The sequence below is a fragment of the Psychrobacter sp. A3 genome (genome assembly GCF_028823565.1).
Lineage (GTDB): Bacteria > Pseudomonadota > Gammaproteobacteria > Pseudomonadales > Moraxellaceae > Psychrobacter > Psychrobacter celer.
Window position 1 is genome coordinate 1 of record NZ_JAPEHS010000035.1, and the last position, 20,896, is coordinate 20,896.

12 protein-coding genes and 1 pseudogene are annotated in these 20,896 nt (G+C 46.4%); 6 read left to right on the top strand and 7 right to left on the bottom strand.

Going from position 1 to position 20,896, the window contains the following annotated elements; translation table 11 throughout:
* Positions 1-367, bottom strand: a 367-nt coding sequence (locus tag NK638_RS06735; RefSeq protein WP_274632406.1) for a GspH/FimT family pseudopilin, incomplete at its 3' end; no start/stop codon positions are given.
* Between the two features lie 808 nt (positions 368-1,175).
* Here NK638_RS06735 and NK638_RS06740 point away from each other — a divergent pair.
* Positions 1,176-2,468, top strand: coding sequence for an OmpA family protein (locus NK638_RS06740; RefSeq protein ID WP_274632407.1), 1,293 nt, complete (start codon positions 1,176-1,178; stop codon positions 2,466-2,468).
* 370 nt (positions 2,469-2,838) lie between these two features.
* Positions 2,839-4,686: a translational GTPase TypA gene (typA, locus tag NK638_RS06745; protein WP_274632408.1), complete on the top strand. Its 1,848-nt coding sequence runs from the start codon at positions 2,839-2,841 to the stop codon at positions 4,684-4,686.
* A gap of 156 nt (positions 4,687-4,842) precedes the next feature.
* Here the strand turns inward: typA and NK638_RS06750 are convergent, their stop codons facing one another.
* From NK638_RS06750 to cysM, 6 genes and pseudogenes are all read right to left on the bottom strand, one after another.
* Positions 4,843-5,283 (bottom strand): hypothetical protein, encoded by a 441-nt coding sequence (locus NK638_RS06750; protein WP_274632409.1) that lies wholly within the window; start codon positions 5,281-5,283, stop codon positions 4,843-4,845.
* A 327-nt stretch (positions 5,284-5,610) separates the two neighbouring features.
* Entirely contained in the window at positions 5,611-6,546 is a 936-nt protein-coding gene (gene mutM, locus NK638_RS06755) for a bifunctional DNA-formamidopyrimidine glycosylase/DNA-(apurinic or apyrimidinic site) lyase (RefSeq protein WP_274632410.1), read from the bottom strand.
* A 76-nt stretch (positions 6,547-6,622) separates the two neighbouring features.
* Positions 6,623-9,175, bottom strand: coding sequence for a RelA/SpoT family protein (locus tag NK638_RS06760; RefSeq protein WP_274632411.1), 2,553 nt, complete (start codon positions 9,173-9,175; stop codon positions 6,623-6,625).
* 354 nt (positions 9,176-9,529) lie between these two features.
* Positions 9,530-11,072: pseudogene (gene rlmD / locus NK638_RS06765) on the bottom strand (23S rRNA (uracil(1939)-C(5))-methyltransferase RlmD).
* 113 nt (positions 11,073-11,185) lie between these two features.
* Positions 11,186-12,010: a 3'-5' exonuclease gene (locus NK638_RS06770; RefSeq protein WP_274632412.1), complete on the bottom strand. Its 825-nt coding sequence runs from the start codon at positions 12,008-12,010 to the stop codon at positions 11,186-11,188.
* Between the two features lie 24 nt (positions 12,011-12,034).
* Positions 12,035-13,015: a cysteine synthase CysM gene (gene cysM / locus NK638_RS06775; RefSeq protein ID WP_274632413.1), complete on the bottom strand. Its 981-nt coding sequence runs from the start codon at positions 13,013-13,015 to the stop codon at positions 12,035-12,037.
* Positions 13,016-13,582: 567 nt separating this feature from the next.
* Here cysM and NK638_RS06780 point away from each other — a divergent pair.
* The 4 genes from NK638_RS06780 to NK638_RS06795 all read left to right on the top strand — a co-directional run bounded on the left by NK638_RS06780 (position 13,583) and on the right by NK638_RS06795 (position 20,890).
* The gene (locus tag NK638_RS06780) at positions 13,583-17,032 is read left to right on the top strand and encodes an ATP-binding protein (RefSeq protein WP_274632414.1); all 3,450 of its coding nucleotides are present in this window, start codon (positions 13,583-13,585) and stop codon (positions 17,030-17,032) included.
* A gap of 333 nt (positions 17,033-17,365) precedes the next feature.
* The gene (locus NK638_RS06785) at positions 17,366-18,178 is read left to right on the top strand and encodes a crotonase/enoyl-CoA hydratase family protein (RefSeq protein ID WP_274632415.1); all 813 of its coding nucleotides are present in this window, start codon (positions 17,366-17,368) and stop codon (positions 18,176-18,178) included.
* 254 nt (positions 18,179-18,432) lie between these two features.
* Entirely contained in the window at positions 18,433-19,692 is a 1,260-nt protein-coding gene (locus NK638_RS06790) for a multidrug effflux MFS transporter (protein WP_274632416.1), read from the top strand.
* 325 nt (positions 19,693-20,017) lie between these two features.
* Positions 20,018-20,890, top strand: a complete 873-nt coding sequence (locus tag NK638_RS06795; RefSeq protein WP_274632417.1) for a substrate-binding periplasmic protein — start codon at positions 20,018-20,020, stop codon at positions 20,888-20,890.
* Positions 20,891-20,896 lie beyond the last annotated feature (6 nt).

Sequence of the window (20,896 nt, forward strand, 5' to 3'; positions counted from 1 at the left end):
TGCCGCCTACGCGTAACATCACCTTACTGTATTTTAGCTTCAGTGACTGCTGCACCAACAGCTGATCGACCTGCGCATCGAAGTGCTTGTTGTTATTTTTATCGATAAATAACAAAAGGGTTTTGTCACTGTTTCTATGACAGCGGCCACCTGCGTTTGATAAGCACAGCAACACGTTTTGTCTTCTGATAAAACTTTCAGCCTTGGCTAATGCAAGTGTATCCTCTAATTGGTTTTTGACGCGTTCAGCTTCCATCTGCGCCAGCTGCGTCTGTATGGCTGGTGCTGCCATCATCGCTATAATAGCCAGTATCGCAACTGTGATAATCAGCTGAATTAAGGTAAAACCCTGACAACTTTTATACACGTGCGGACAATTCGCGATTTTGGGTTTATCTAATGAAGTGATTGGATATGGTGAGCGTGGCGACCAAGCTATACAGTCTTTACCTCTCTTGTCTTTACCTCTCTTATAAAGCAAGTAACGTCTTACTTTGTCAAATAACAGTGCGTCCAAGACCAACGTTACTTTACCAGCGCGACCAACGCGGCAAACTCTAAGTAGCTCTATCCTAAGTAGCCAGTTCATGAGGCGTGTAACCTATACTAAGTGAAGGAATCTAATAACGAGGTCCCACTTATTTCCTTGTTACTTCATTTTATATTTGTATTTTTAAATATATTGCTAGTTTTTTATCAAAGTGCCATTATTTTGCTTTACACAAAACTGTATAAATACACTATAATATACAGTAAATAAATGTCGACTTATGGAGTTTAAACAAAATATATGTCTACTGTCAAAAAATGTTTCAATTGGTGAATGCTGGGTTTTAACAATAGAGAAAAATTACTAACTGTATTAAAATACGCTCAGACAGTAGGTATTGTTAGGTGAACTATCTATTGCGAACTGACATACAAAAGATAAAAAGCGTAAGGTGTGTTAGTTCTAGGTAACTTATGCTGGTTATTGTGTTTTAGTTACGACATTATCGTGTAATAATGTGTAGCTCGTTAACGAAAAAAGTTGTAAACTGAATTGATAATCGCTAAGCTACTCCTTAATTGGTTTTGCTTTGTAACTTAAAATTCGTAAGAGATGTCTATTTTAGAGCGTCTTGAGAAGCGGTTTTGCTTAACGCATCACTAAAATTATCCTTTGGAGGAAGTCCATGAAATTGAATAAAATTGCTCTAGCTCTGGTTGCTGTAGCAGCTGCGCCTTTAGCAGCAAATGCTGGCGTAACAATCAGCCCACTATTACTTGGTTATCACATGACTGAAGAGTTCAGCGATACTAGTGATAAGCAACGTGAAGTCCTTCGTACCGGTAAAAACTTGTATGAAAATGCCGAGGGTCAACCAATTGGTGACGGTACTCGCGGCAATGATAATGGCGGTATTGCTAAAGAAAGTGGCCTTTATACTGGTGCTGCTCTTGGTATCGAATTGACACCTTCTACGCAGTTCCAAGTTGAGTATGGTGTTTCTAATACCAATGGCGAAGCGTCAGAAGACTCAGCAGATGCTGGCGTAAACCGTTTTGACGTAGAACAAACCATGCTTTCTGGTAACTTCTTGATCGGTACTGAAGAGTTCACGGGTTACACCGACAGCGCATTCAAACCATATGTATTGGTTGGTGCTGGTCAATCTAAAATTGAAGTAGAAAACCAAGAACAGTATGTTAACTCTAACGGCGATGACGTTGAAGCTGGTACTGAAGTATCAAACTCTAAAGATACCATTGGTAACCTAGGTCTAGGTGCTATGTATCGTATCAACGATGCACTAAGCCTACGTGGTGAAGCTCGTGCGATTCACAACTTTGACAACAACTGGTGGGAAGGCATGGCATTGGCCGGCCTAGAAGTTGTACTTGGTGGCCATTTAGCACCTACAGTAGCAGTACCACCTATGCAAGAGCCAGTAGTTGACAACACGCCAGTCGTGGTTGTTGATGATCTTGATTCTGATGGTGATGGTGTACCTGATAGCATCGACGCTTGCCCAGACACTCCAATGAACGTTGTCGTTGATGAGCGCGGTTGCCCAGTTCCAGTAGATATTACTGATGAGCTAAAAATGGAACTACGCGTATTCTTTGACAACGACAAGTCAACGATCAAAAACCAGTACAAGCCAGAAATCGCTAAAGTTGCTGAGAAGATGCGTGAGTATCCTAACTCTACCGCTCGCGTAGAAGGTCATGCTTCTAAGACTGGTCCTTCAGCACGTTATAACCAACGTCTATCTGAAGCTCGTGCCGTTGCGGTTAAATCTATGCTAACTAACGAATTTGGTATCGAGCCAAACCGTCTAACCACTGTTGGCTATGGTTACAACAACCCAATCGCGCCAAACGACACTGAAGAAGGTCGTGCTATGAACCGTCGTGTTTATGCCATCATCACTGGTGACAAAACAATGACTGTTGAGCAAACTAAAGACATGGTTGTTCAGTAAATAACAACTGATAGACTCAAGTCTTGAGTGAAAAACACTCATATATAGTTACAAAAAAAGCTGCCCATAGGGTGGCGTGGTTTTTTTATTTATGTATTGAGAAAAGCAAGTAATTACATAAATTTATCGGGCAATAATGTTATACTAGCAGCCCAAACATTCTGTAAATTGACAGAGTGTACATTAGCATAGCTATCTGTATGATGAATTTATCAGTGTAGGTATTTGATTCTCTTGAAATAATTAAAAAGTCGGTACTTATTGGACGACTTTTTAAATCAGTATTAAATACCTGTCTGATTGATGATAAAAGTTTATCCAGCGGCGCTTATTGCTACTGCATTTTTTTAAGACGAAACGAGCATTTTATATGGCGAACGATATCAAACACCTGCGTAACATTGCAATTATTGCCCACGTTGACCACGGTAAAACCACTTTGGTTGATAAGTTATTACATCAGTCTGGTACTTTTGGCGACCGTGCAAACATTGCTGAGCGTGCGATGGACTCAGGTGATATTGAGCAAGAACGTGGTATTACTATTTTGGCTAAAAACACAGCCATCCGCTGGACAGATCAGACTGATGGTACCGAATACCGTATCAACATTGTAGACACCCCAGGTCACGCCGATTTTGGCGGTGAAGTCGAGCGTGTTATGTCAATGGTTGATTGCGTCTTGTTGGTAGTGGACGCGGTTGATGGCCCAATGCCACAAACTCGTTTTGTGACGCAAAAAGCATTTGAACAAGGTCTAAAGCCGATTGTGGTTATCAATAAAATCGACCGTCCAGGCGCGCGTCCTGACTGGGTCATGGATCAAATCTTTGATTTATTTGATAATTTGGGCGCAACCGATGAGCAGCTTGATTTCCCAGTAGTATATGCTTCAGCGCTAAACGGTATTGCAGGTTTAGATGCCGATGATTTGGCAGAAGACATGACGCCGCTATTTAAAACCATCGTTGATGTGGTACAGCCACCTCAAGTAGATGCAGATGCGCCATTCCGTATGCAAATCTCAAGCCTTGATTACAACAGTTTTGTTGGTGTTATCGGGGTTGGTCGTATCCAGCGCGGTAAAGTAAAGACCAACACACAGGTCACGATTATTGATAAAAACGGCAAAACACGTAACGGCCGTATTTTAAAAATCATGGGTTACCACGGTCTTGAGCGTATCGATGTAGAAGATGCGCAAGCAGGTGATATTGTTTGTATCACGGGTATCGATGCACTAAATATCTCAGACACCATCTGTGATCCAAACCATGTAGAAGCATTGCCAGCGTTGACGGTTGATGAGCCAACGGTATCTATGAACTTCCAAGTAAACAATTCACCGTTTGCTGGTCGTGATGGTAAGTTTGTGACGTCACGTAATATTCGTGAGCGTCTAGAGCGCGAACTGATTCATAACGTCGCCCTGCGCGTAGAAGATACAGAGTCTCCTGATAAATTTAAAGTATCAGGCCGCGGTGAGCTACACCTTTCAGTATTGATCGAAAACATGCGCCGTGAAGGTTTTGAGCTTGGGGTATCAGGTCCTGAAGTTATCGTAAAAGAAGTCGATGGTAAGATACAAGAACCGTATGAAAACGTGGTGTTCGATATCGAAGAAGAGCATCAAGGCCCTATCATGGAGCAGGTTGGTCTACGTAAAGGCGAGATGACCAATATGGAGCTTGATGGTAAAGGTCGTATGCGTATTGAGGCAACGATGCCTGCACGCGGTTTGATTGGTTTCCGTTCTGAGTTTTTAACGCTAACCTCAGGCACGGGCATCATGACATCGAGCTTTTCTCACTATGGTCCGCAAAAAATTGGTGATGTCGGTGGCCGCGCTAATGGTGTGTTGATATCTATGGCCAATGGCGTATGTCTAGGTTTTGCACTATTTAACCTACAAAAACGTGGTAAGCTATTTGCTGAGCCACAGCTAGAAGTTTACGAAGGCATGATCGTCGGTCTAAACTCACGTAGTGATGATATGACCGTCAACCCAACGACGGCAAAACAGCTAACCAACGTTCGTGCTAGTGGTACTGATGAAGCGTTGACATTGACGCCAGCTGTGAAGTTCACCCTTGAGCAAGCGCTTGAGTTTATTCAAGATGATGAGTTGGTCGAGGTGACACCAAAAGCCATTCGTATCCGTAAGCGTTATTTGACGGAAAGTGAGCGTAAGCGTCACAGCCGTAGCAAAAAAGCGTAAGACAAACCAGAGTTTAAACACTCAGTGCTAAAATATAGTACGAAAGTTTGTTTAAGCTAAAAGTTCAGTAATAAAAACGGCTAAACCTAGGGTTAGCCGTTTTTTTGCATATGCGTTAGGACAAAGATAATAAGATTTAGAGCAAAGAAGCAAAGACTAAGGGGTTACGACCACATAATCATTGGTATTGATTAAGATCTCTGATGGCTGGTCTACGACGATACGTACGACGTTATCATTGACGGCTTGCGATTTATAATAGTTATCTTCGGCGACGGTACAGCCTAAGCAGCGACCCATGGCACTCCACGGCTCAACGAACAGCTTTTGCTGCGCTTGATCTGGATTACCCCCGATGATAGAAAATGGCAAACTGACGATATAAGCGGCGGTGCCAGCAACTGCATTGACCAGTTGCAAAGGCTTGCCCACAACGGTATCCACGACCATGGTTTCATAAGAGGGGCCAAAGTCGCTTTCATCAATCTCTATCGCTGCCAACGCAGGCTGCATGCTAGCCGCCATCAAACCTAAGCTTGCGACTGCTGTAAAAAGTTTTTGCTTAATGGCGCGTTGGTTGTTGGCTCTAACAGTCATAATGATATCCTAAAACTCATGATTAATATGGTTTGCTGGTGCTTTTAAAGCAACTAGGAAACCGCGTCTCTATAAAGTTACCGCAATAATAGACAGCTTGAATATTACAGATAGATGAATGATTTGCACAACTTATGTAAGTGCTAGCACTATTAAAGCAAGATGTGCGTCAATAAGCAACAAAAATGCGTACAATCGCGCGGCGGAAATAGAAACGGCGATTGTATTATCGATAAATAGTAGAGCGTTATGAGTGGTTGTTTAACGCCAATGAGATAACAGTCAGCTGAGCTGCTAACAGGTGAGCTGCTAACAGCTGAGCACCACTTAAGGATTTAGAGGCTGACAGTTGGCACAGTAGATACTTGCGCGGCCATTAAGTTTGATGTTTTTGAGGGGTGTATCGCAGTGTGGACAAGCTTCTCCTTGTCTGCCATAAACATTAAGTGTTTGCTGAAAATACCCCGTGGTGCCGCTTGCCACCGTAAAGTCGCGTAGAGTCGAGCCACCAAGCTCTATGGCTTTTAATAAAATATCTTTGATATGAGCGACCAAAACCAATAGCTGCTCATAGGAGAGCTGATGGGCTGGGGTGGCGGGATGAATACCTGATAAATATAGGCTTTCTGTCGCATAGATATTGCCCACACCAACGACGACCTGCTGCTCCATAATCACTGATTTAATTGCGCGGGCAATCGGCTGTTTCTTTGATTTGGTGGTACTGGCAGCCGCTGTATCATTGCTGTCGTTAGGTGCAGTTGTCCGCTGAATCAGATGGTACAGATAGTCAGCGGTGAACGCCTCTGACAAAGGCTCAGGGCCTAAGTGATCAAGCAGCTTGGTGCGATAGTCTCGATACCAGAGCACTGAGCCAAAGCGTCTAGGGTCATAGTAGTGCAGCTGGGTTTTGTTGTTGTCAGTATCGCGAAATGTGATCAGTAGATGATCGTGTTTGCGTTTTTCGGTCGCATGCTCGTGTTGTTGCAGGCTGCCTGACATACCCAAATGCACCAATAGCTTTTTTGGCTCCTTTATATGAGCGTGCTGTGAGCCATCATCAGAAGTAGAGGGTGAGAAGTTTAGGATCAAGTATTTGGCGCGGCGCTCCACACTGACTAAGGTATGATGAATCAAACTTCCCAAATCATCTGGCATAGCCCAGCGCAGTTTTGGCTGAAACACTTGTATGTCAATGACTTGCTGACCATGTAAGGGGCTTAGGCTGGTCTTGGTGGTTTCTACTTCAGGCAATTCTGGCATGATGTTTTATGATAACTCTATGATTAAGGTAAGTTTGTAAGCTCAGGTCAAGGGACAGGCTATAAAAATATGCGCCTTATGCGACGGCACGTCTGGCATGCAAGATACCGTGCTGCTGCTCGAGCTTGGCCAGTAGTTTAGACAAGTGCGCCAGTCCTGATACTTCGATGTGGAACTTCAAAAAAGCGATATTGTCATCATTACTTAACGTCTCAACTTGGCGAATATTGACGTTTTCTTTATCAATAATCTGTGTTAAATCGCGTAATAACCCTCGTCTGTCATAGGCCTCTATATGTATATCGACTGGTTGATAGCGGCCAGGTTGGACGCGCCAGCTGGCCTCTACCTCGCGCTCAGGATCACGCTCGATGAGACGCAAATATTCTGGACAGCCACGATTGTGGACACTGACACCGCGTGACAAGGTGATATAGCCGGCGATGGGTTCGCCATGGATAGGGTGACAGCAGCCCGCCAAGCTAATCTCGATATTATCCAGTCCATCGATTCGTATCTTATAGGCATCGAGCTTGCTTGTGTCTTTGGTATCGATGCTGGGTACAAAATCCTCTGGCGGTCGCTCCGGCTCTAGCTGTAGCTGACGCGAGATATGACTGGTGAGCTGGTTTAAGCCGATGTCACCGGTGACCAACCCGACGATGATATCATCGGTATTATTGACATTAAAATGCTGGGTATAGTCATTGAGATCAATGCTGTTGGGATGTACGGACAAGCGCTCAAGCTCTTTGCTGAGCATTTGCCGCCCAATCTCGATGTTTTTGTCACGGTCTTGCTTGTTAAACCATTGGCGTAGTTTTGAGCGTGCACGGTTAGTATGGATATAACCAAGCGAGGCCACCAGCCAATCACGATTAGGCTCACGTGAGGCTTTGGTGATAATCTCTACTTGCTCGCCCGTTTTGAGCTGGTAGGTCAGCGGCACATAGCGCTGATTGACCCGCGCTGCCTGTGCGCGGTTGCCCACCTGCGTATGGACATAATAGGCAAAATCAAGGACGGTCGCGCCTTTTGGCAGCTCGGTGATATCGCCATCACGACTAAAGATATAAATGCGCTCCAGCTCATCGAAATCGACTAACTGTTCTTCTTCATCAAGCTCCAGCTCTTCTATTTCGTCGCCTGCTAAAACTGCCGAGCGCGGCTGGTTGCGGGTTTCGTTATTAATGGACAAAAGCTGCCGCAGCGAGCTGATTCTTTGATTGAGGTAATTGTCTTTTTTGTTTTTTAGGCCTTCTTTATAATTGACATGCGCGCACATGCCAAGCTCGGCCTCAAAGTGCATCTCGCGCGTTCGAATCTGTACTTCCAGCGATTTGTTTTCGGCAATGACGGCAGTATGCAGCGAGCGATAGCCGTTGGACTTCGGGTTGGTGATATAGTCGTCAAACTGCTCAGGAATATAACGCCATAAGCCATGTACGAGCCCAAGTACGTGATAGCAATCTGAGGGGCTGGTGACCAAAACCCGTAGCGCCCGAATATCATAAAGCTGATCAAACGATAAGCCTTTGAGCTTCATTTTTCGATAAATCGAGTAGATGTGTTTGACGCGTCCCGACACCTCTCCTTCGATACCGGCGTCTGCCAGCGCCTCATTGAGCTTGTCTTGCACGCGCTGGATATAAGACTCGCGCTCACTGCGTTTTTCTGACAGCAGCTTAGCGATTTCTTTGTAGCGCTCAGGTGCCAGATAGCGAAAAGCCAAGTCTTCTAGCTCCCACTTTAATTGGGCGATACCCAATCGGTGCGCTAGTGGGGCATAGATGGTCATGACTTCTCGCGCCACGCGATTTTGCCGCTCCTTACTAGAAAACGTCAGCTCACGCATGGCAAAGGTACGCTCGGCAAGCTTTATCAGTACAACACGGACATCGTTGGTGACCGAGATGAGCATGCTGTAGATGTTAGAGAGCTGGTCGCGCTGGTTGTTGACAAAGTGGTCTTCTAAACGCTTGTTGCTCTCGATGATCTCCGACAGCTTACCCATCGCCAAGGTATCTTTGACCAAAGTGGCAATGTCTGCTCCGAAGTTTTTTTCGATATCTGTCAGGCTAATGATAGACTTGCGAGCGCTACGATAAAGCATCGCTGCCACTAAGGCATCTTCGTCTTGATACAGGTACGTCAAAATATCGGTCATGCCAATACCTGTGACATAAGCACCTGAGCGCTCGGACTCACTGGTATTCATATGGCTGCGAATAAACTCACAAGCCGCGCTGAGATTAGGCACCGCATCTTGGCCGATACGTTTGGCGACATTGTCCAGCCACGTTGGGACGTCGATGTTGACTTGATCTAGATTAATCGCCTCCAGCTCTTTTTTGGTTAAAGTGTTGTTTTTGTCCAAAAGCGGATTGTTTGCATACTCATTGGCAAGTTTTGGGTCATGTGTATGCAGCGCAGGGTCGGCGGAGCGATCAAAGGTGGTGTGCAGCTTATGAGTGGCCAGTTGGTATTTGATATCGAGAGGAATTTGGGCATAGCTATTGGCAGATTGGTGAGAGCGCTGGCTCGCAACCAGTTGCGCCGCTAGTGTGGCACTGTCAGCTTGAGTGGTTTGTCCATCCACCAACGGCAATCCTTCACGAATTTTGACCATAGCCGACTCCTCTTAGCTATCTTGAATTGATTATAACTTCATCTACTCTGCGCGCACTTTGGATGAGATCACAAAGTGTCAGCTATAAACCAATACAACTGCTAAAAAATCCTTTTTTAGCAGCTATAAAATGCAAATAAAATATATAAAGCTATGAGTGCACGTCTTCGCCATGTGCTGATAGAGTAGACATAGGAAGATTGTTTATTATTATCTCATTTTGAGGCGACAAATCAAGCGAGGCTATGTAATGTCTGTTGTTGATAGGTTGAACTAGCGGGTTTGCCTCGCGATATTATCTATATTTTTAATAAAGACAGCGTGTTCTTGTTTGGTAAGGACACGCCGGTAATATCAAACCGCAACCTTCTCAAAACGGGCAATGGATTCTACATGACCGGTATGACAAAACATATCCATCACCCCAGCATGCGTCAGGCGATAGCCTTGCTCTAATAAAGCCTTGGTGTCGCGCGCGAGCGTCGCTGGGTTACAAGAGACATAAACGATGCGCTCAGCGTTGAACTTGGGCAGATACTGCATAATCTCCCACGCGCCAGAGCGTGGTGGGTCGATCAAGAGCGCATCAAATCCTTGGTTGGCCCACGGCTGATCTGAGCAATCATGCGTCAAATCCTGGCTATAAAATTCTGTGTTGTTAAGGCCATTACGGCGGGCGTTGTCTGCGGCGCGCGCGGTCATTGCGTTACTGCCTTCTACGCCGACCACCGAGCCTGTCTCTCCGACAAGCCGCGCTAAGGGCAGACTAAAGTTGCCCAGTCCACTAAACAAGTCCAGTACCCGTTCGCCTGCTTTTAAATCCAACAAGTCGCAAGCAAGCTTGGTCATTTGACGGTTGACGGATAAGTTCACTTGCGTAAAGTCGGTTGGAATAAATTCATACGTCAGGTCAAACTCGGGTAGCTGATAATACAAACGTCCAAACTGCTGACTGATATCATCATCAGCGCTCAAGGCGATACGCTGAATGCTATCAGCACCTTTGGGCTGTAGATACAACTGCCAGCTGCGCGCTGTAAAAAACGCCTTTAGCTTTTCTACATCAGCCTCTGACAACGGCGCTAAATTGCGTACGATCAAAGCAACGGGCTGGTTGCCGTCTGGTAGCCCGTCTATTTGTTCACCCATCGCCAGCTCAAGCTGGGCAATCTTGTCACGGCTCTCTAAAGTACTAATCAGCGCTTTTAGGTTTTCAATCTCAAAACCGATACGCGGGTCTAGAATATGACACTCGTTTAGCTCCGCCAAAAAGTTACTAGAGCGCTCTCGAAATCCGACCAAGGCTGTTTCTTTTTTGGCGACATAGCGTACGCCCAAGCGCGCTTTGGTGCGATAGCCGAGGCGATCACCGACCACAGGCGCTAGCCAAGTATCAGGCTCGGCATTGGCCTGATGGATGAGCATCTCTGCCAATACAGACTGTTTAAAATTGATTTGCCCATCTGGCTGCCAGTGCTGCAAGCTACAAGCCGCCGCAGACGCCGAAATGCGGGCAGGGCGGAACTGCGCGCTCAGGATTTGGATTGGCCGTAATACTCACAGCGTCGCCTTCTTCAAAGCTGGCACGACTGTTGGTCAACTTCACTAAAGCGCTCTCACCTGGTAAGGCAAAGCTGACAAAGACTTTTTTGCCGTGCTTGTCTTCGATATGGCCGTCATCTACGCCAAAGCCATTACCATATATCGCCACGCCGCGACCATCATGTGATAGACCATCAATCGAAAAAGGCAGCGGCTCGGCTTCTTTTAACCGTCGACGTGTCTTTGAAGAGGGTTTGGATTTTTTTTTGTTGGGCGGAATGGTGATTGTTTGGCGAGCGCTCTCAGGCGTCGTCGCCTCGGGTGCCGTAGAAGTCTTTGAATCGGTGGGCTGCATAAACCTGCCTTAATAATAAATGATAAATAACGAAAAATAAGATAAGGGTGAGTGCTACTGTGTATAGCTCTGCTCATAGCACTGCGGTAATATCGGATGGTCAATCACAGGGTTTAAGCGTCGGGCGCCGACGACCAATCAGCGATAAACTCATGATGACGTGGGCGACCATCTGCTTGGGTATATTGTCTTAAATAAGTCAGGCTCTGCTGTTGCCATGTATCAAAATCCTGCAAAGACAGCTGTCCAGTTAGTCGTAGCCAGCGCAAATAAATCAGCCACGTATTCATGACATCAGACTCGCAATATATCGACAGTGTTTGCCAATCTGCCTCATTAACCAGATCGCCCACCATGCTACCATCGACACTGGTCTTGCCAGGCAGACCGTAGAGGCTTGCGACCACATCCATGGCTTCGCGGCGACTGGCACCGTATTGGCTAAATCTATCCATCAAGTCTAAATGGCGAGTATGAAAGCGATTGACATAATTATCAAAACGCATGTTTTTGATACGCTCGCCTTCTTCAAATAGCCACGGCGCTGCTAAGTCATACTGCATGGCGCGATAAATAAGCACCGGAATATCAAAGCCAGAGCCGTTCCAGCTGATCAGTTGCGGCAGTTTTTCAAGATCACTAAACGCCCGAAAAAACTTAGCAAGAATGTCTTTTTCGCTAAATTTGTCCGCCGTCAAAGAAAACAAAGAAAACTGACCGTCTTTGATATACAGTGCTGATATACAGACGATACGCTGCAGCGGCAGACGCATAAAGTCATGTCCCGCCTCTTGTGTGCGTATCGCTGTCAGTGCGCTGAGGGCATCGGCATCGTTAAGCTCAGCCAACTGCGGATAGATACGGCGCGCCGCATCGGTATCGGCGACGGTCTCGATATCAAAGACCAGTATCGGGTCGGACGGTAAGGCTTGTGACATAGGTAAACCTAATTAATTGTTAGCTTATTGTGCGGCGTTTTCTGTACCGTTAATGACATTGTCGTCATTAACCTTGTCGTCATCTACATTGTATAAACCAGTCGATAAATAACGATCACCGCGGTCGCAGACGATAAAGGCGATGACGGCGTCTGGATTGGCTTTGGCGACTTGTAGCGCCGCCCATGCAGCGGCACCAGATGATACGCCAGCGAAAATGCCTTCGGTTTTGGCCAGTTTACGCATATACACTTCGGCGATACGTTGATCGACATCCATCACCTCATCGACCAAATCAGCATCAAAGATACCCGGCATATACTCAGCAGGCCAGCGGCGGATGCCTGCAATAGAGGCGTTCATTAGACCAATCACCTTAATATCTGGGTTTTGCTCTTTTAGATAGCGAGACACCCCAGTGATTGTGCCTGTGGTCCCCATAGAGCTGATAAAGTGAGTGATTTTACCGTCTGTCTGTGTCCAAAGCTCAGGGCCTGTGGTGAGATAATGCGCTTGGCTATTGTCAGGGTTGTTGAACTGGTCCAGCACAATCCCTTTGCCATCGGCTTCCATCTGCAGAGCCAAGTCGCGCGCCGCTTCCATGCCTTCATCGACCTCGATGAGGGTGGCACCATAAGCCGTCATGGCGTCTTTTCGCTCTTGGGTTGAGTTGGTCGGCATGAGTAGCGTCATCGGATAGCCGCGCATGGCGGCAACCATGGCGAGCGCAATACCAGTATTGCCGCTGGTGGCCTCAATCAGCATATCACCTGGCTTGATATCACCGCGCAGCTCTGCTTGATAAATCATGTTAAATGCTGGGCGATCTTTTACCGAGCCTGCTGGGTTATTGCCTTCTAGCTTGGCCAAGACCGCTGTGCCACCAGCAATCTGCTCTTGCTCAGGCAAGCGCTGCAATTTCACCAAGGGTGTCTGCCCGACGCAATCGGCAAGGGCGGTAACTTGAGAGATGAAGGTGGCGTTTGACGTGGCCGTAGCTGACATAAGATACCCTTATTGTTAATATGAATGTTCAAACCTGATTTATGCACTTGCAAAGCGTGACCGTGTTGACCTTGATTGTCTAAAATCAACGACAGTTTTTTATCGTTGTCGCCGTGCATGCAAACGCTCGTCTACCGATGCATACGATGAGACTGTCGCCAAACGGGCATGACAGCGCGCAAAAATAGCGGCAAGTAAAAAGCTGCGCCATTATATCATTTTGTTTTTGCCTACGCTGAATGCATGCAGAGATTTTGGTAAATGAGTGATGCTTATAAATGGTAGTTGAGACAAATACTGTTAAAATACTTGTATGATTCAGAGACGTTATGATGCAGCCACCGCACTTATCGCCACGACTGATACCCAACGACTGATACCCAACGACTGATAGCTATAGCCAAGTGATAACGATAGCGCTATAGTACAGGACGCGATGGCGCAAAGTCGCTGTGATAAACCTAGCGTATGTCCTCCATTCAATTGATAGTCATCTTATCTTGTTTTTATCATTGTTTTAAAATGAGGACACGCCCTAGCAAAACATTGAGATGAGAGCGAGCTTGCATGGCACACAAAAAACGTTTTGATACCAGTAGCGCCTATGGTCAGCTGATCATATTGGTGTTTTTGCCGATATGTATATTGGCCGCTGTCGGTGGTATTTTGGTGTTCCATGAGACCATGCGTGCCAGCGACTCTGAGCAAGAAGTGTTGGCCGAGGCGGTGCTGATTCGTTATACCCCAGAGATTGCAGATCTGATTCCTGAGCTGTTAGAGCAAGAGCGCCAGCAGGCGGGCAGTGCCTCCAAGGCTGCCGTCTCGACGCTAGAGGGCATTCGTGACAGGCTAGGCCGCATGCAGTCCGAGCAGCACGTGCAGCGCATCGCGATTGTCAATGAAGACAATAAGGTGCTGGCCACGGTCGGTTATGGGCTCAATGAGCCTTGGCCATTGATTGATGCTTCAGCGCAATTTATCTCGCAAAAACCCACGCCGATTGGCACCGCTTATGGCAGTGTGCTTGGTGAATTTGAAGGGCAGCGGCTGTGGTTGCTCGTCGATATGGATAACGAGCCGCTGTATATCGCGCGTTATCGCATCGCCATGGCGCTAGTGATTACGGGGTTGTTTACCATCCTGATTTTGCTGTTGAGTTTAAATATTTACTCAAAACGCTGGATCGCACCGATTTATGAGCTGCGCTTGCAGTTGCAGCGCACTCACGTAGACAATTTATATCAGCCGATTCCGGTGGAGTCGGATGGCGAGCTAAATTTATTGCAGCAAGATTTGGTCAATACTTTGCGCCGCTTGCACAGAAGCTTTCAAGACCTCAAAGACCATGCCGAGCAGACTGAGGATGACTTGCGTTTGGCGTTTGATGAGATGGAAATGCAAAACATCTCGATCAGAAACGCGCGTGATGCTGCCATCTCAACCAGCCAAGCCAAATCGGCGTTTTTGGCCAATATCAGTCATGAGCTACGCACCCCGCTCAACAGTATTGATGGCTTTATCAACCTACTAGCGCGTCACGGCGAGCTAAATCCTGAGCAAGACTTGTACGTACAGACCATTCGTAAATCCTCAGCGCATCTGCTGGCGCTGGTCAACGATGTCTTAGATTTTTCTAAAATCGAGGCGGGCAAGCTGGTGCTTGATCGTCATGAGTTCGATCTTTATGACACCATTTATGATGTGGTCGATATGCTCTCGCCAGTTGCCGCCGAAAAAGGCCTGCGCATGGCAGTGCTGTTTTATAACGATGTGCCGATGCGTATCAATGGCGATGCCTTACGCCTCAAGCAAGTACTGACCAATATCGTTGGCAATGCGATTAAGTTTACCGACAGTGGTGATGTGGTGGTGCGGGTCAGCCTTGATGATCACCGTGATAATTATCTGATGATAAGTGTGCAAGACAGTGGTAAGGGCATCTCGCTTGCTGATCAAAAAATGCTGTTTCAAAGCTTTAGTCAAGGCGATCCTTCTATCACGCGTCAGTATGGCGGGACTGGGCTGGGTTTGGTCATCTCCAAGCAGCTGACGCGATTGATGGGCGGTGATATTGGGTTTTATGACAATGCGCAAGAAAACATTGCCAATCAAGGCGCGACGTTTTGGTTTCGCATGCCAGCGCACGTCGATGTGCTCGAGGCGGCGACAGGGCAGACCATTGAGCTGCCTGTGCTCGCGCCGCTTGCTAGCGAGACTGATGAGTTTAATGTGCTGGTGTGGATCAACCATCCAGCCTCGATACAAGTGCTCAAAGCCAGTCTGCAATATCTACCAATTCAGCTGACCCAAGCCAACTCATTGCCAGGTGTGCTTGAGTCGTTAAAAGAGCGTGGTAACTACTGGGACTGGGTCATCGTCGATGATGATACCCAAGACGATATGATGGCACTATTAAGACAAATTCGTCTGCACTATCAGGGCAAGCTTGCTGTCTTTGGCTATCAAGTGGCCGCCGATCAGGCTCTGCTCAACCGTTATCATGCCAATATCTTATATGAGCCTTTGGATAAAAGGCAGCTGTATGCCATGCTCGATACACAAAATCGCCGCCAGCCAACGAGTCTGCAAGAGCCGCGCTGGAAAGGGGTGACGGTATTGGCGGTGGATGATCATCTGCCCAATCTCTTGGTACTCGATGCGCTGCTTAGCGAGCTGGGTATTCATGTCGTCACCGCCAGTAGCGGTTTTGATGCGATAGAGATTATCAGTAAGCAGCAAACCAAAAACCTGAAAACTGCCAAAAACCAAAAGCAAAGCCTGTCAAACAAAACCCAGCTCTCTAAAGCCGAAGCGCGAGATGACATGAGCAAAAAGTCAAATTCTGTGCTGTATGCAGAGGAGATGGCCAATGAAGATAAAGGCAGCAACCAAGACAATTATAAAGATACCCACAAAGACAGCATCGACTTGATATTTATGGATATCCAAATGCCGCGTATGTCTGGGCATGAAGCGGCCAAGCAAATCCGCAGTATCGAAAGCGATGACAGTCACATTCCTATCATCGCCTTGACAGCGCATGGGCTGGCTGATGAGCGTGACAAGCTGATAGCCAGTGGTATCAACGACTATGTCGGCAAACCCATTAGTCAGCCGCAGTTGCTGCAAGTGCTGCAAAAATGGCTGGGCCGCACCTCGACCACGCCGCAACTAACTGCGCTGTCTGAGGCCAATCTACATGGACTGGGCTTGCAAGACACAGATGCGGCCTCTAGTCACACCGACGCGCACACAGATACTGACACGCAAACCTTCTCTGAATGGCCGCTGGGCGCGACGCCCAGCACGTATCCTGTCAGTAAAAGCGCGCGCACCACCGATGCTAGCGCGCCGCCAAAAATAACGCGACCATTATCACTCAAAAAAATCCGTGATGACTATTTGCGTGACAGTCAGCCGCGCGAAGACTATAGACGAGAGACACCGCGAGAAACTCAGCCGCGCTACGACAGCTTACGCTTACAAAAGCAAGGACAGGCGCCGTTGCTGAGTCCGCCATCAGGGTCGATGGATCATGCCAGCGAACCAAATACGGATCTAGCCGCGCGGCCGCAGGAGCAAAAGGATACAGCGATGGACAGCCCGCATTCAGAGATTTTGGACTGGCAAGATGCGCTGACTCGCTCAGCCAACAAGCCTGATCTGGCAGCCAAGCTGATTATCATGATGCTCGACACCATCAATGATGAAAAGCAAGCGTTGACTCAAGCATGGGAGGCGCGTGACCGTAGTATGCTGGCGCAGATTGCCCATCGTATATTGGGCGGTAGCCGCTATACTGGCGTGCCGCAGCTGCGTCAGGCTAGCCAAGATTTAGAAGATAAGTGTTTGTTAAATATCCAGCATACCACGCCTGCGCAGTTTGCCATGCTCCAGCCTTATTACGAAGCGCTACTGACCGCATTAAATAATTTGCAAACGCTGGATTTGTCCGCTTATCCGCAGCTCAATTACCATCGTCTAAGCGAAAACGACATGACGTGGAAAATGATTTAGGAGTAGTGGTTTAGGAGCAGTGATGGAGGAATAGTGAGGGGAAACAGTAAAAAGCGCAACTTCATGTTGCCATGCTCATATAATCGATCCACCATAAAATAAATACCGTGCGACTGGGAGTGATTTTGCGCAGCATCTGCCTGCATCGCACAGCAAGCAAAACTGATACCAGTCGCGCGCAAAAAACTACGTACTTCTTTTATTTGAGATTGACAATACAGTCTCGCTATAAAGTATCGTGGCAGTCAGTTATTGCTAAGGTAGGATATGGATAAGCCTGCTAACATTATCGCTATCAGTCTATCTTTTACCCATTCATAAATAAGGATCGTTATGAGCGCCATTGCAACTTACCAATACGAAACGCTACAAGTGAGTGTCACTGATAATATACTCACTGTGACGCTAAATCGTCCACACAAAAAAAACGCCATGAGCTTTCAAGTCATCGATGAGCTGATCGCCGTAGCAGGTCGCATTAGTAAAGACAAAACGATACGCGCGGTCATCTTAAAGGGTGCCGAAGGGACGTTTTGTGCCGGTATCGACTTGGGCGATTTGAACCATCCAAAAAACCAAGCCTTTGCCATTTGGGAGCTGATTAAGCCGTGGCAAAGCTCGTTTCAGCGTGTCTGCTTGGTCTGGCGTGATTTGCCAGTACCGGTCATTGCGGTATTAGAAGGATACTGTATTGGTGCTGGGTTACAGCTGGCATTGGCCTGTGATGTGCGTATTAGCCATCCAGATTGTCAGCTCTCTATTATGGAAGCCAAATGGGGGCTGGTACCAGATATGGGATTGACCCAATCCGCATTTGGCGTGGTACGAGAAGACGTTCTCAAAGAGCTGGCAATGACGGCGCGCATCATTAATGCCAATGACGGCAAAGAATTAGGATTAATCAGTCATTGTAGTGAGACGCCGCTTGAGCAAGCACGACAGCTGGCGGCTGAGTTTGCTGAGCGTTCTCCTGACGCTGTGCTCGCCAGCAAACGCGTAATCAATGCCATGTATGAGCAGCCTGCAACCACCTTATATAAAGAAAAAATCTGGCAAATTAAGATGATGCTTGGACGCAATCGTAAACTTGCTCTTAGAAAAGCCAAGCAAGCCAGCACCACCTTTGCCAAGCGACAGTTTCGCTAGTCTTTTATAATGAGTCATAAATCATAAGGGTTTACATCAGAGGTAGAAAAATTTAGACAGAGTCTTATGCTTTATATTGATTGTTTTTAGTTGTTAAATCGCGTGTTATGGCTATTGAAATACGAGTGGACAGCACGATATAACACTGTCAGCTTGCACAGATTTGGATAAAAATGCACTATTGTCGTTAAAAATATCTATTCTATGCATCTTACAAGCGCTTAAGTAATCATCACTATATAAACGGTCTAACTATGTCTGCCCCGAAATCCTCTCTTTCAAAGAAACCTATCACCGCTGAACGAGTACGTTCTGCTGATCTGCCTGTTGCATGGATTATGATGCTGGGGTTGATGGTTGCAGTAGGACCGTTATCCATTGATATGTATCTGCCTGCGCTACCATCAATGGCAGATGATTTTGGCGTATCTACCGCATTTATGGCCAACTCTGTGCCAGCGTATTTTGTGGGTTTAGTATTTGGTCAGTTGTTTTACGGCCCCTTTAGTGATCGCGTTGGTCGAGTTAAGCCGCTGTATATGGGCATGACGCTTTATGTGATTGCTTCTGTTATCTGTGCCACCACGGATAATGAGTATGTGTTGTTTGTCGGCCGTACCATGCAAGCATTGGGTGCTTGTGTGGGGGCAGTGGTGACCCGTGCTGCCATTCGAGATCGTCTAACAGCCAAGCAAACCGCAAAAGCTTTTTCGATTATGGTTTTGGTGATGGGTCTGGCTCCTATATTAGCGCCGTCGCTTGGGGCGCTATTTCTACAGTTTTCTACTTGGCACTCTATTTTTTGGTTTTTGGCCGCCTTTGGTGCTCTCAATCTATTACTGACGAAGTTTTTCTTTTTCGAGACATTGACCGAAGAAAATCGTAACGTACGCCCTGCCAGAGAAGTACTGAGCCAGTATTGGGACTTGTTGAAAGATCCCAGCTTTAACTACCCTGCGATCGGTGGCGGGCTGTTGATGGGTGCGATGTTTGTTTATATCAGCTCAGCCTCTGAATTAATCATGGATACCTATGGCGTTTCGGCCACGCATTTTGGCTGGTTGTTTGGGATGAATGCGGCAGGGTTTGTGGGTTTGACTCAGCTGAATCAGTGGTTGACCAATCGCTTTCGTATCTTGAGCATATTACGTTTCGGGGCGATGATGCAGGTGCTCTCTGCCGGTACGTTGTTTTTTGTCGGTATATTTTTGGGGACCGATGCTTGGTTGCCACTGGTGCTGGCGTGTATTTTCTTTTGTATTGCAGGCTTGGGGTTGACCCAGCCAAACGCCTCGGCGATTGCGCTGGCTTTTCAAAAGCAGCGTGCGGGTATGGCAAGCGCGCTGCAAGGCTCGCTGATGTTTTCAGTGGGTATTTTTGGTGGTTTATTATTAAACTTATTCCCGCTTAATCCAGTATTAAAAATGGGTATTGCACTTTTTGTCCTGATGAGTTTGGGTGCGTTTTTAATCTGGCAGATAGATCGTAATTTAGACCTCGATGACGCAGAGTAGCGGCTGCAAGTTTTTGAGACACCCAATATTGGGTGTTTTTTTTGTCTTAATAAAAGGGTTCTGATACATGAGCGCTACGCGTAGTTAATGCAGAGCCTGATGCTTTTATAAGACACGCCTTATAATGACTGAGGTGTCATGTTTAATCGTAGTTGATTGAAAATAAATAGTTTGTTGTCATCAAACAAATTTATCAGAAATATTTCAATTGGAAAAAAATTAGTGTAGATTGTAACTTTATGTTTACAATGTAAGGTTTTTTGAAACTGACAGTTACCATACAGTGATGTTAAGACAACAAGCGTTGCAACTTTAAGGACAAAACATGATGCAGTTATATCGAGTATTACCAGTTATATTAAGCGTCGGTTTATTTGGTTGTGGTAATTCTTCTACCACAGAAAATACCAACGCAGCTGGCACACCAGTGACAAAAAATGAAGACAGTTTTGTAAGTAGCTTGCCGGATACAGCTCCGACACTAAAAGTAGCGACAACAGGTACGATGCCCCCTTTTTCATTGCAAGATGATTATGGAAACATGCAGGGTATTGATATTGACTCAATTCGTGCTATCGGTGAAGAACAAGGGTTTAAAGTCGAGTTTTATAAAGAAACGTGGCAAAACATGTTTGATAGCGTGGAGTCAGGAAGGCGTGATCTGGCAATCTCTGGCATCTCCTATAAAGACGATCGAGCGGCAAGATACGGTTTATCAACGCCATACTTCTTTAATCCATCCTCTATTATGTATACCAAAAGTGATGTAGAAATTAATGACATACAGGATTTGCAGGGGATGCACGTGGCCGCTATGGAAGGCTCAAAGCAAGATGATCAGCTCCGAGCAATGGGCAAGTATAGTCAGATGTCTACCAGAGCAACGGCTTTTTTATTGTATGAAGATCTGATACAAGGCAACGTTGATGTAATTCTGCATGACTTGCCTATTTTGCAGTACACAGCGAAAAATCATCCAGAATACGACGTCACTATCGTTCCCTACGAGAGTGAAGACAACCCATCGGCGCAACAAGTCATACTGATGGCCAAAGGTAATAACGAGCTTATTAAAAATGTCAATGAAGGTATTACTAAGCTAAAAGAAAAAGGGACGTTTAAAGAGATTGAAGAAAAGTGGTTGGGTTCAACGGAGCCAGGCACCAACAGTGAACCGACTGCTACTCAAGCGAATTAAGGATTT

What these genes read in the sequence shown, in the direction of transcription:
- cysM (WP_274632413.1), bottom strand. Translation starts at nt 13,015, where the DNA reads ATGTCAGCTACGGCCACGTCAAACGCCACCTTCATCTCTCAAGTTACC.
- NK638_RS06750 (WP_274632409.1), bottom strand. Translation starts at nt 5,283, where the DNA reads ATGACTGTTAGAGCCAACAACCAACGCGCCATTAAGCAAAAACTTTTT.
- NK638_RS06760 (WP_274632411.1), bottom strand. Translation starts at nt 9,175, where the DNA reads ATGGTCAAAATTCGTGAAGGATTGCCGTTGGTGGATGGACAAACCACT.
- NK638_RS06780 (WP_274632414.1), top strand. Translation starts at nt 13,583, where the DNA reads ATGGCACACAAAAAACGTTTTGATACCAGTAGCGCCTATGGTCAGCTG.
- typA (WP_274632408.1), top strand. Translation starts at nt 2,839, where the DNA reads ATGGCGAACGATATCAAACACCTGCGTAACATTGCAATTATTGCCCAC.
- NK638_RS06785 (WP_274632415.1), top strand. Translation starts at nt 17,366, where the DNA reads ATGAGCGCCATTGCAACTTACCAATACGAAACGCTACAAGTGAGTGTC.
- NK638_RS06795 (WP_274632417.1), top strand. Translation starts at nt 20,018, where the DNA reads ATGATGCAGTTATATCGAGTATTACCAGTTATATTAAGCGTCGGTTTA.
- mutM (WP_274632410.1), bottom strand. Translation starts at nt 6,546, where the DNA reads ATGCCAGAATTGCCTGAAGTAGAAACCACCAAGACCAGCCTAAGCCCC.
- NK638_RS06740 (WP_274632407.1), top strand. Translation starts at nt 1,176, where the DNA reads ATGAAATTGAATAAAATTGCTCTAGCTCTGGTTGCTGTAGCAGCTGCG.
- NK638_RS06770 (WP_274632412.1), bottom strand. Translation starts at nt 12,010, where the DNA reads ATGTCACAAGCCTTACCGTCCGACCCGATACTGGTCTTTGATATCGAG.
- NK638_RS06790 (WP_274632416.1), top strand. Translation starts at nt 18,433, where the DNA reads ATGTCTGCCCCGAAATCCTCTCTTTCAAAGAAACCTATCACCGCTGAA.